This is a genomic window from Microcystis sp. LSC13-02 (assembly GCA_002282935.1).
GTDB lineage: Bacteria > Cyanobacteriota > Cyanobacteriia > Cyanobacteriales > Microcystaceae > Microcystis.
Genome location: MTBT01000123.1, coordinates 1 through 10,976, shown reverse-complemented (window position 1 = coordinate 10,976; position 10,976 = coordinate 1). Strand labels below are relative to the sequence as shown.

General features: G+C 42.9%; 10 protein-coding genes and 3 pseudogenes. 4 read left to right on the top strand and 9 right to left on the bottom strand.

The genetic code is table 11. From position 1 onward, the window contains the following. On the bottom strand, positions 1 to 790 hold a 790-nt coding region (locus BGL89_RS07580), incomplete at its 3' end, for an RNA-guided endonuclease InsQ/TnpB family protein (protein ID WP_286825188.1). A 263-nt stretch (positions 791 to 1,053) separates the two neighbouring features. Continuing rightward, positions 1,054 to 1,221 carry a YqaE/Pmp3 family membrane protein gene (locus BGL89_RS07575; protein ID WP_286825187.1) on the bottom strand — a complete coding sequence of 56 codons (168 nt, stop codon included), beginning with the start codon at positions 1,219 to 1,221 and terminating at the stop codon, positions 1,054 to 1,056. Positions 1,222 to 1,329: 108 nt separating this feature from the next. Between BGL89_RS07575 and BGL89_RS07570 the strand changes: the two genes are divergently transcribed. Continuing rightward, positions 1,330 to 1,695: a phage holin family protein gene (locus BGL89_RS07570; RefSeq protein WP_286825186.1), complete on the top strand. Its 366-nt coding sequence runs from the start codon at positions 1,330 to 1,332 to the stop codon at positions 1,693 to 1,695. A 205-nt stretch (positions 1,696 to 1,900) separates the two neighbouring features. Here BGL89_RS07570 and eno read toward each other — a convergent pair whose 3' ends face one another. From eno to glgX, 3 genes are all read right to left on the bottom strand, one after another. Then, positions 1,901 to 3,199 carry a phosphopyruvate hydratase gene (gene eno, locus BGL89_RS07565; RefSeq protein ID WP_286825185.1) on the bottom strand — a complete coding sequence of 433 codons (1,299 nt, stop codon included), beginning with the start codon at positions 3,197 to 3,199 and terminating at the stop codon, positions 1,901 to 1,903. 46 nt (positions 3,200 to 3,245) lie between these two features. Continuing rightward, positions 3,246 to 4,007, bottom strand: coding sequence for a DUF3887 domain-containing protein (locus BGL89_RS07560; protein WP_286825184.1), 762 nt, complete (start codon positions 4,005 to 4,007; stop codon positions 3,246 to 3,248). Positions 4,008 to 4,122: 115 nt separating this feature from the next. Next, positions 4,123 to 6,201, bottom strand: a complete 2,079-nt coding sequence (gene glgX, locus BGL89_RS07555) for a glycogen debranching protein GlgX (RefSeq protein WP_286825183.1) — start codon at positions 6,199 to 6,201, stop codon at positions 4,123 to 4,125. Between the two features lie 62 nt (positions 6,202 to 6,263). Here glgX and BGL89_RS07550 point away from each other — a divergent pair, with 62 nt between their 5' ends. Next, on the top strand, positions 6,264 to 6,449 hold the full coding sequence (locus BGL89_RS07550; RefSeq protein WP_286825182.1) for a hypothetical protein: 186 nt from the start codon (positions 6,264 to 6,266) through the stop codon (positions 6,447 to 6,449). A gap of 30 nt (positions 6,450 to 6,479) precedes the next feature. On the opposite strand, the pseudogene BGL89_RS07545 reads toward BGL89_RS07550, so the two are convergent. Together BGL89_RS07545 and BGL89_RS07540 are read right to left on the bottom strand one after the other, a co-directional pair. Further along, positions 6,480 to 7,262 (bottom strand): annotated as a pseudogene (locus tag BGL89_RS07545) (DUF4351 domain-containing protein). Positions 7,263 to 7,319: 57 nt separating this feature from the next. Then, positions 7,320 to 8,167, bottom strand: a pseudogene (locus tag BGL89_RS07540) (DUF4351 domain-containing protein). A gap of 150 nt (positions 8,168 to 8,317) precedes the next feature. Between BGL89_RS07540 and BGL89_RS07535 the strand changes: the two are divergent. Together BGL89_RS07535 and BGL89_RS07530 are read left to right on the top strand one after the other, a co-directional pair. After that, on the top strand, positions 8,318 to 8,446 hold the full coding sequence (locus tag BGL89_RS07535) for a hypothetical protein (protein WP_286825181.1): 129 nt from the start codon (positions 8,318 to 8,320) through the stop codon (positions 8,444 to 8,446). Further along, positions 8,443 to 8,697, top strand: coding sequence for a hypothetical protein (locus tag BGL89_RS07530; RefSeq protein WP_158200201.1), 255 nt, complete (start codon positions 8,443 to 8,445; stop codon positions 8,695 to 8,697). Before BGL89_RS07535 ends, BGL89_RS07530 begins: the two co-directional genes overlap by 4 nt. An 84-nt stretch (positions 8,698 to 8,781) precedes the next feature. Here BGL89_RS07530 and BGL89_RS07525 read toward each other — a convergent pair whose 3' ends face one another. After that, a complete protein-coding gene (locus BGL89_RS07525) occupies positions 8,782 to 9,399 on the bottom strand; it encodes a Uma2 family endonuclease (RefSeq protein ID WP_286825180.1) in 618 nt (205 codons plus the stop codon). 247 nt (positions 9,400 to 9,646) lie between these two features. Then, positions 9,647 to 10,888 (bottom strand): annotated as a pseudogene (locus BGL89_RS07520) (pentapeptide repeat-containing protein); the annotation flags it as partial. Positions 10,889 to 10,976 lie beyond the last annotated feature (88 nt).

Here is a 10,976-nt window from a genome sequence, read left to right as displayed (position 1 = left end):
CTTTAATTGCTTTGTCTTTACGTTGTCTTGACACTTTAAGATGAAGCCTAGCTACTTTTATCCGTTGCTTGTGATAGTTTTTAGACTGTTTCTTTCCTTGACGGAATCGTTTTGATAATCTCCTTTGTGCTTTTTGAAGTCGTTTTTCTGACTTTCTTAAATAACGTGGATTCTCTACAGTATTGCCTTGGGCATCGGTATAAAACTCTTTTAACCCTAGGTCAATTCCTGTTATTTGTCCCGTTGGTTTATGGTATTCTTGCCGCTCTACGTCAATCAAAAACTGGCAATAATAACCGTCAGCACGTCTAACAACTCTTACCCGTTTAATCTGTTGTTCTGAATAATAAACTAATGTCTTTTGACTACACCATAAATCAAATTCTCCTGCTTTAAAGCCATCGGTGAAATTAATTTTACGTCTATCATCAGATAGCTTATAGCCTGTTAGTTTATACTCAACGGAACGACTATGCTTTTTGAACCGAGGAAAACCTTTTTTACCCGGTATCTTGGCACGACAATTCTGATAAAACCGATTAATTGATTGCCAGGCTCTATCGGCAGCCGATTGACGAGCTTGAGAGTTTAATTTATTAACCCAAGGTGTCTCTTTATTGTTAGCTAGTACCGCACAAAGTTTTTGGAGATCATTGCGGGTTGTCCCTTGATTGTCCATCCAATAACGAACACAAGAGTTACGCACAAACTGAGAAGTTTTGATAGCTTCATCAAGCCGTTGATATTGCTCTGGTGTTCCGTTTTTTAGCTTTGCTTCTACTACTAGCATTTAACAATCCTCCACCATTGGCTAGGTTAAGTATAACAGAGTTCGCCGTTTACCCACAGATGGTGTTGATATTCTGGTCGGATTTCATCCCCCGCAAAGGTGAGTATCTTGTCGAAAAATGTAGCGGGGGCATTCATCCGACATTTTAGTTAATAAACCTCTCCAGAAATCAGGCTAGAAGACTGATCCACCCAGCTAAAATCTTCATTATTGGAGATGTCTAATGCAGCGACTAGAAAAACTGGCATCTCCTGGGGTGCTAATTAGGAATTCTCGGCTTCTTTGGAGACAATCCAGAAAGCGTGGATAATGCCGGGGACATAACCGATTAAAGTTAAGATGATGTTAATAACAAAGGCTAAACTCAGTCCCGTAGTCAAAAATACGGCTAAGGGCGGCAAAAAAAGCGCACAAACTAGGCGAAGAAACATTACTTGTACCTCAAAAAGACTTTAGTGAATCTTAATTCTATATTAAGCTTGCTCTCCTTAAAGTTGCCATAGAATGGCAGTGATTGCAGAAAAATTAAGGAGAAATTTATGATCGGCATTCTTTTAAATATTCTTGCCACTGCCCTGAGTTTATTAGTGGTTGATATTATCTTCCCCGGTGTTAAAGTCGATAGCTTTATTGTGGCCATGGTTGCGGGGGCAGTTATTGGTTTAGTCAACGGACTGGTTAAACCGATTCTAGGGCTGCTTTCCCTACCGATTACTATTCTCACCCTCGGTGGCTTTATCCTTGTTCTCAATGGCTTTTGTTTCTGGTTAGCCTCGATCCTCGTCCCGGGATTCGCAGTTAAGGGTTTAGTGGCTTTTATCGGTGCGCCAATCGTCCTCTCTCTGGTCAACACCCTCTTAAATAAATACTTCGCCGAAAAAGGTTCCAGCGAAGTACCACAATAGTCAGTGACCAGTTATCAGTTATCAGTACCCTCAGTGTAACACCTTTGATCCAAAAATCATACCTTTGGGCAAAAAAAGGCCAAAAATAAATACTTCGCCGAAAAGGGTTTCAGCGAAGTACCACAATAGTCAGTGACCAGTTATCAGTTATCAGTATCTTTAGTATAACACCCTTTTTCGATCACTGCAAGACTTTTTTCAAATTTTAGGCCAAGAATTTTGGACCCAAACCGACTTTCGGCGCGTACACCGCCCGATCGCCCAATTCTTCTTCGATGCGTAATAAGCGATTATACTTAGCCACCCGTTCACTGCGACTGAGAGAACCAGTTTTAATCTGTCCGGCATTAGTAGCCACCGCCAGATCTGCGATCGTGGTGTCTTCCGTTTCTCCGGAACGATGACTGATGACAGAACGATAACCGTGACGGGTAGCCAGGGCGATCGTTTGTAGGGTTTCCGTCAAAGAACCGATCTGATTGAGTTTAATCAGAATCGAGTTAGCAATACCGAGATCGATCGCTTTTTGCAGACGGATGGGATTAGTCACCATCAAATCATCGCCCACCAACTGAATCCGCGCCCCCAGTTTATCGGTCAATAATTTCCAGTTATCCCAATCTTCCTCGTGTAAACCGTCTTCAATGGAAACAATCGGATAGCGATCGACTAAACTAGCCAAAAAATCCACCATTTCGGCGGGAGAATGGGCGGAACCATCGTAGATGTATTGACCATCCCGATAGAATTCATTGGCGGCCACATCCATAGCCAAAGCCACTTCTGACCCTGGTTTATAACCGGCACGTTCGATCGATTCGATCAAAATATCCAAAGCTTCCTGATTTGAAGCCAAATTCGGAGCATAACCGCCCTCATCGCCCACACCGGTCAGTAATTTGCGTTCGTGCAAGGCCTTACCCAAAGCGGCGAATACTTCCGCCCCCCAACGCAAACCTTCCTTAAAAGAATCGGCCCCGATGGGGAAGATCATAAACTCCTGAAAATCGACGTTATTATCAGCGTGAGAACCACCATTGATCACGTTCATCATCGGGACGGGTAGCACATTGGCCATCGGACCGGCGAGATAACGATAGAGAGGCAATCCCAGATCCGCCGCCGCCGCTTTGGCCGTAGCGAGAGAGACGGCCAGGATAGCATTAGCTCCTAATTCTCGTTTATTGGCCGTGCCATCGCGCTCGATCATAGCTAAATCGATACTAGCTTGGTCGAAAGCATTCATCCCCTCCAAAACCGGGACAATTTTTTCGTAGACATTGCGAACCGCTTTCAGGACACCCTTACCACCGTAACGCTGGGGATCATCATCGCGCAATTCGTGGGCTTCAAAACTGCCCGTAGAAGCACCACTGGGAACTTGGGCCAAACCCATCGCCCCCGATTCTAACAGCACTTCCGCTTCGATAGTGGGACGGCCGCGGGAATCTAGAATCTCCCTAGCTGCGATCGCTTCGATGGGAACTTCGATTTTATCTAACATAACTTGTCGTCTCCAACTCAATTTACGGGGTTATTTCGGCTGATTACTAATTGCCTAAAGGGAAATCCACGTTGACAATCTGCTTTTGATCATCAAAAACGAGGATTAAAGTATCCGTCAGTTTTTCAAATTGAATCGTCACCAACACCAGATCCACACCGTCCGTATCCGAACCTTTTCTGACCTGAGTTCCCACGATCCGACGCACGGGGCCGGTACGCTTAAGTAAATTCTCCCAAGCGCCTTGTACTCTGGTGGGGAAAACCTCAGCTTTCAGGAAAGGGTGTAGATAACCTCTGGCCAGGCCGTAGTCTTTGTTGACCAAGGACGTGACAAAAGCATCGCCAATCTCAGAAATACTACGAAATTCGGGAAAATCGGCGGCAATTACCTGACCAGACCGGTTAAAGGTAATTACCACATCTTCAGTGAGTTTCTCAAATTCAACGGTGACAATCACCAGATTGGCATTGATAGCATCGAGTAGCTTGCTTTCGACAATGCGCTTAAAAGGTCCAGTATTGTCAGTGACTTGGCTTTCCCAGACCTTTTGCAGTTTTTCGGCAGTCCAGAGGGGTTTTAGTTGGGGTGACAAAGCTGCAATAACTTTGTCGTATTGTTTAGTTCCCAACCATTCTACTAACTGCCGAGCTTGCTTTTCTTCCCGGACGGGATCACCAATAGCGATCGCAGTCGGTTCTAGGTTCGCCTGTACTGGTGAAACGCTGAACGCGGTCCAAGGCAGGGAAAAACCAATTAAACACAAAGAGAGAATCGATACCCGTTTCGCTAATGAAAGCCGCATCATTTCAGCTATTGCTCCGCAGATAAATAACGTTTTTCCACTTGACGATTGAATTGATGCCATTGTTCATTAGTTAAAGCATTCAACATCGGTCGATCGGGCAATATCTCTCCTCTTGTTATACTGGTTTAACGATTAAAACTACCGCCGAACGCGCTTGCACCCGATAGGTTTCCGATTCAATAGCGGCTGCGGCATCCAAATCACAGGCTGCCTCGGACAATTGCCAAGCAGTATCGATGACACGATGCCATTTTTCCCCTTGTCCCAAGGGGGGTAACTGGAAGTTGAGAGATTCCCAGTAAGCGTTGAGCATAATGTGTAAATACTCATTCGCCTTGGGATGACGCAGGGAAAAAGCTAAACTGTGGGAATCTTCCGACCAATCGGGTTTACTCAACTGTACTCCATGCCAACTGAGATGGGGTTCAAGACTGGTATAGGTGACTTCTAGCAATTTTTCCTGACGGAAAAGAGCTAATTTTTTATTAAAATCGAGCAGTCTCCTTACGAAACACCAAAGATCGAACTCTTGCTCTACCGCACTCCAATCGAACCAACTTAACTGGTTATCCTGACAATAGGCGTTATTGTTGCCCTTTTGGGTGCGTCGCACTTCGTCCCCCATCAACAGCATAGGTGTTCCTTGGGAAATAAACAGGATCGTTAAGAGATTTTTTATTTGTTGCAGTCGCAGGGTTTTAATCCTCTCGTTATTGGTTTCCCCTTCTATCCCACAATTCCAGCTAAAATTATCGTTGCCACCGTCCCGATTCTCCTCGCCGTTAGCCTCGTTGTGTTTCTCGTCGTAGGAAACTAGATCGTTAAGGGTAAAGCCATCGTGACAGGTAACAAAATTTATACTTCTATTGACATCGGTATCAGGTCTGTGGTATATGTCGGGGCTTCCTAAAATCCGCGCCGCTAATTTGCTGACTATGCCGGTATCTCCCCGGACAAAAGCGCGCACATCATCGCGAAAAGGACCATTCCACTCGGAAAACCAATCGGCAAATTCGACAAATTGACCGACACTATACAATCCTGCCGCATCCCAAGCTTCGGCGATTAATTTTGTCCCAGCTAAGACAGGATCCGACTCGATCGCCCAGATCATGTTATAACCTTTTTGCAGAATCGGTTCCCCGTCCACATTGCGCGATAATACGGCCGCCAGGTCAAAGCGAAAACCATCCACGTGCATTTCTGACACCCAATAGCGCAAACAATCGAGAATCATTTTGCCAACAATGGGATGACTGCCCTTGAGGGTGTTACCACAGCCGGTATAGTTGCTATAGAGGCTTTTATCTTCCCCGTCGAGGATGTAGTAGGTGCGATTATCGATACCTTTCAAGGAAAGAGTTGGCCCGATTTCGTCTCCCTCGGCGGTATGATTGAAAACTACATCGAGAATCACTTCGATCCCCGCTTTGTGTAACGCTTTCACCAGATTGCGAAATTCATTCAAAGGACCCAGGGGTGAGCGATCGCTACTGTAACCGGCATGGGGCGCAAAAAAGCCGATCGTGCTATAACCCCAATAGTTAGTTAACCCCGGCATGGCGGCAGCGGGATCAAAGTAATGAATCGGTAACAATTCCACGGCAGTAATGCCTAGGTTTTTCAAATAGGGTATTTTTTCGATTAATCCCGCAAAAGTACCTCTTTTTTCCTCGCTAACGCCGGAATTCGGGTTACGAGTAAAGCCACCGACGTGCATTTCGTAGATAAAACTGGCAGAGTAGGGAGTGCGTAGCGGTGCGTCATCTTTCCAATCATAGCAGCCCGGATCCACTACCAGACCCCGCAAAGCTCGATGACAATTATCGCCTTTTTCGCTGGCAGCTTGTCGATCATAAATTTCCGCACCGACAATCGCTTTCGCATAGGGATCAAGAACTACTTTATCAGGATCGAAGCGATGACCCTGGGCCGGATTATCCGGACCATGGACTCGATAAGCATACACTTGACCGGCTCCAATACCGTGAACGAAAATATGCCAATAGAAAAAGGTGCGGTTTGTTTGCGGGGTGAGGAGAATAGTCCGGCTAGGTACGGGAGAATTAGCATCATTAAATAATAATAATTCGATCGCCGTGGCATACTTAGAAAATAGTGAGAAGTTGACACCATCGGCCAAGACAGTCGCACCGACAGGATGGCTTTTACCGTGATCGGTTTTTAAGGTCATTGTCAAGAGATAAGAAGTGATTAGGAGTAGTATAAGGTTATTCGGCGTTGCTGAATCAAGCTATGAATGCCAAATGTGTGTCCTATCCAAAAGTTAGTTTGGGTCCAGGTTTTAAAAATATCACAAAAGAATGTTCAGAACTCAAATCAGCAACGCCAGATTTTCATGGAGATGGCGTGATTAATTTCCAAGACCTTGCCCTATTCGATAAAGCTCTCAATTTCCCGATAGATAAAGAAAACAATTAGAGGAGTTTTAAATGACCTTTACCGAATATTTTAGGTTTGATTAAGCCAATTGATTAAGTCAGCTTGAATATTAAAGTCTAGCAATGCTTCTCCTAGGTCTTCTAATTTTTCTACTGAGAGTTTTTGGATAGTTTCGGTAATATGCGGGGGCAGTTCACCAAAACGTCGCTTTAGTTGACGTAGCACTAACTTGGATGCTTCTTTTTGAAGTCCAATGGCTTCTCCTTGTTGAATCGCTGCTTCTCTATCTTGTTCGTATAAAGGGGCTAAACGCATAATAAATTTCCTCTCCTCCTGGGTTCTTTTTGGTAAAGCTGATTTAAAGGGATGACTAGGAGACAAGGCCTCTAATTCATCAATCGCTCTGGTTCTGGTTCCTCCTCTACCTAATAATCTTAACCAGAGGGTTTCAGGGGTTTCGGGTAATTGATGCAGGACAATAAGGGCTGTGGTTAATGCTGGGGCTAAAAAATAAATTCCTTCTCCCCAATCTGGGTTATTGAGAGCGGAAAAAGCAGTTATAATTCTTTGACTGGCAGTAGGAGTTAGTATCCATAGTCTGGGAATATTTTCTGCTAATAAGGGTTGTTGATGACGGTGAGCTTCTCTTTGTAATTGTTCCCGCACAGTAAACAGTTTAGATAAACAGGCAATAATGCCCTCAATCGTGACTGGATTGCGATAGGTCGAAAATACACATCGATTTCTTGAGTTTCTGCCGTCACATCAAGGCTAGTTTTCACGTCACCGGAAGAAGAGAGAAAGGTTTCGAGGTAGTCTTTCACTAAATTTATCCCAAAGAAAGCGAGTCAAGGCTGAAGTAATTCAATCGATGATGATGATTATTTTATCATTTTAAAAGCCTATTTATTAGTTCAGCCAATTGATTAAGTCAGCTTGACTCTTAAAGTCTAGCAATGCTTCTCCTAAGTCTTCTAATTTTTCTACTGAGAGTTTTTGGATAGTTTCGGTAATATGCGGGGGAAGTTGACCAAAACGTCGGTTAAGTAAGCGTAGCACTACCTTGGCTTCTCCTTTTTGAAGTCCGATGGCTTCTCCTTGTTGAATCCCTTCGATTCTGCCCTTTTGAAGTCCAATGGCTTCTCCTTGTTGAATCGCTGCTTCTCTATCTTGTTCGTATAAAGGAGCTAAACGCATAATAAATTTCCTCTCCTCCTGGGTTCTTTTGGGTAAGGCTTGCAAGCTGATTTAAAGGGATGACTAGGAGACAAGGCCTCTAATTCATCAATCGCTCTGGTTCTGGTTCCTCCTCTACCTAATAATCTTAACCAAAGGGTTTCAGGGGTTTCAGGTAATTGATGCAGGACAATAATGGCTGTGGTTAATGCTGGAGGTAAAAAATAAATTCCTTCTCCCCAATCTGGATTATTGAGAGCGGAAAAAGCAGTTATAATCCTCTGACTGGCAGTAGGAGTTAGTATCCATAGTCTAGGGATATTTTCTGCTAATAAGGGTTGTTGATTGCGGTGAGCTTCTCTTTGTAATTGTTCCCGCACAGTAAACAGTTTAGATAAACAGGCAATAATGCCATCAATCGTGACCGGATTGCGATAGGGTTCCAATAAACAAGGTCGAAAATACACATCGATTTCTTGAGTTTCTGCCGTCACATCAAGGCTAGTTTTCACGTCACCGGAAGAAGAGAGAAAGGTTTCGAGGTAATCTTTACTAAATTTATCCCAAAGAAAGCGAGTCAAGACCTAAGTGATTAAATCAATGATGAGGGTTATTTTATCATTTTAAAAGCCTGATTGGGAAAACTGGCAGCATTGCAGCTTTAGTTACAGATTTTTCCTAGTTTTTGCGCTAGAACTGAAAGGTTAATCAGCAAAAAATGCGCTCGACGAATGAAACCGCAAATCATCGTCTGTGGATTAGGTCGCACGGGTTATCTAACTATGCCGGCTATGCGTTTACAACAGGTTTGGCAAAATACTTCCCTAACTATTCCCCAATCTTTCCCCGATTTAAAATGATTTCTGGTCTTAATTATCTGAGCAAAGCTAGTTATCGCTGTATCTTGAGTTTAGGCAGTGCTGGCAGTATTTTAAGTCTCGCTAGTGCCAGCAGCATTTTAAGTCTGGTTAGTATCGGCAGTATGCTCAGTATTGGTAGTGTTGGCAGTATTCTCAGTATTGGCAGTGTCGGCAGTATTCTCAGTATTGGCAGTGTCGGCAGTATATTTGGCATTTTTCAATATCATTCTCTGCCTAACCATCCCCAATAAATGTAGCGCTTCTTTGTCGATGGCGGTTTTTTGAGCTTAAACTGTGGGGCGATCGCTTTTTATGCAAACAAAATAGAAAGGTTATTAATCGGATGAGGCTGCGGCAAAACTAACGCGACGATAAATTTCTAGCAAGGGAAGTTCAACGTTTAAACTCTCCAGAGGGATTATTTGACTAAGTTGATCGTAGGTTTGTAATTGCCAGCGCTCGCTCTGTTCGAGTCTGAAATATTGCTCAATGTAGGGTTCAGTTTGGCTAACGAGCAGATATTCACAAAAACTTGGCAGGGAACGATATTTTCTAAATTTATCACCTCGATCATAGGCTTCCGTGGCGGGGGAAAGCACCTCTACAATAAATAAAGGATTAAGAATTTCGTCTTTGCGATCGCCGTTCAATTCTGGTTCATGGTTAACGACCATGAGATCGGTATAGGTTCCACAATGATATTCAGGAATCCACACCCGCAGATCGCTGTTATACAGACGAAAATCCCTATCTCTCAATAAAAATCCCAAATAAACCGAGATGTTGATCGCGATTGCGCTGTGGGTCGCGGTTCCTCCAGACATAAGAATCATTTCTCCATGGCAATATTCATAACGTTCCTGAGCAGTTTCAGCGATCGCCCGATATGCTTCCAAAGTGACAGGGTTTTTGGTGACTGTCGCAATAGTCGGTTTTTCTTGAGCGATAATCATGTTTGTCTTTCTCCGATATTCTATTAATTAATTTTATGGTTATTTTTTAGGGATTGTGGTGGGGTAAGAGCATCTCAATTAGGACTGACAAAAGGGTCTCAGCATAGCAATCATCTAGTTATTATCCATAGCCGTCCTTTTGCTTTTTTGTGCCATACCGCGTCGGTAGAGTGAGCGCATCTCAAACGCGGTTGACAACCGAGATAAAGTTCATTTTGTCAAGTATTGTTAAGATGCGCTTACCCTGTCAGGTATTCAGGTTTGCTAATTGTTCCTGAAGATTAGCTTGAGTTGGGAGTTTTTCAGATTTTTCCCATAGAGCGTTAAAGAGACTTTTATCTGTCTCTACAACTCTTGTTTGATAGGAAATATAACCTGATTCTGTTTGACCATTCATAATTCTTCTCGCTGTAAAAGAATTTCTTGGCACAGATAAGTTTTCGCTAATCAATAGGTTGGTATTATCCCAACGATAGCCTTGAACATCTTTAGCTTTTTCCTGACAAATACAAGCAACTTTTATGCCAGAGTTAAGTTGTTCCTGAATCACTTGTAAATGCTTTTGAGTCGGAACTTCAGGAAGAATAAAAACTCGTTGAATAGAAATCTCCCTTTTGATTAGTTCTTCGTTAACTTCCCAGAATTTTTGACCAAGAGGATTATCCCACCAGATGGAATCTGTCATGGAGTGAATAGCCAAGATTCGAGATTCACTTTGAGGATCAATGTGTTTGAGTAGTTGAGCAACCTTTTCTAAACGGGATTCGCCAATAATTTCCATTCTAATTTCAGGCATAATTGTGTTAGTCAAAATTGTGCCATCAAGAAGGGTTAGATTATTTTCATCTAATTTAACATCGGTCAAGTTAGCTCCCGTTAAATTAGCTTTGCTCAAATTGGCATGACTTAAATCGGATCCTGTTAAATCAGCATTAGTTAAATTAACCCTCGAAAGATTAGCCTGACTGAAGTTACATCCCATCAATTTTGCATCGGAAAGATTGGCCTCACCATCCATTAAATTGACTTGGCTGAAATTCAGTCCCCGAAAATCTCGTTCGCCAATTTTGTACAAATATGTCAATTCTTTTGTGCTATGAATATCAGGGTGATATTCCTTGGGTGCATAAACGGCAATCATCGCTTTGACGTAGGTGAAAAAATGAGCCTTGAGAATATTTTCATGGGTGTGGATGGTAATAACTTCTTTACCATCATACTCAACCGCCGCCTTGACAGTTATGGCTCCTTGTTGACCCGGTGTCAAGTTGGCTAAATAGATAGATTTAAGGATATGTTTAACCTCAACTAAATGAGCTAGAGCCTCATTAAAAGCAGTACAAAGTGCATCTACTGAACCTTTTTTAAAGGCTGATTCAGTGTAACGCTCTTGGGTTTTTGTATTACATAGGATAACTGTCGCGGAAGTTAAATTGTTATTGGCACAAAGAATTTCAAAGTTCTCAATTTTCCAGCCTTGAAAAAGCAGGCTCTTCGGTAATTGTTATGCAAATAATTAACTTAAAATAAAATTCGATGAGAGTGCCTACGCCTAAAAGTAGCTGAAATCTATACAG

Excerpts from the sequence above, each read along its gene's own strand:
- BGL89_RS07575 (WP_286825187.1), bottom strand. The coding sequence starts at position 1,221 with ATGTTTCTTCGCCTAGTTTGTGCGCTTTTTTTGCCGCCCTTAGCCGTA.
- BGL89_RS07570 (WP_286825186.1), top strand. The coding sequence starts at position 1,330 with ATGATCGGCATTCTTTTAAATATTCTTGCCACTGCCCTGAGTTTATTA.
- eno (WP_286825185.1), bottom strand. The coding sequence starts at position 3,199 with ATGTTAGATAAAATCGAAGTTCCCATCGAAGCGATCGCAGCTAGGGAG.
- BGL89_RS07560 (WP_286825184.1), bottom strand. The coding sequence starts at position 4,007 with ATGATGCGGCTTTCATTAGCGAAACGGGTATCGATTCTCTCTTTGTGT.
- glgX (WP_286825183.1), bottom strand. The coding sequence starts at position 6,201 with ATGACCTTAAAAACCGATCACGGTAAAAGCCATCCTGTCGGTGCGACT.
- BGL89_RS07550 (WP_286825182.1), top strand. The coding sequence starts at position 6,264 with ATGAATGCCAAATGTGTGTCCTATCCAAAAGTTAGTTTGGGTCCAGGT.
- BGL89_RS07535 (WP_286825181.1), top strand. The coding sequence starts at position 8,318 with ATGAAACCGCAAATCATCGTCTGTGGATTAGGTCGCACGGGTTATCTA.
- BGL89_RS07530 (WP_158200201.1), top strand. The coding sequence starts at position 8,443 with ATGATTTCTGGTCTTAATTATCTGAGCAAAGCTAGTTATCGCTGTATC.
- BGL89_RS07525 (WP_286825180.1), bottom strand. The coding sequence starts at position 9,399 with ATGATTATCGCTCAAGAAAAACCGACTATTGCGACAGTCACCAAAAAC.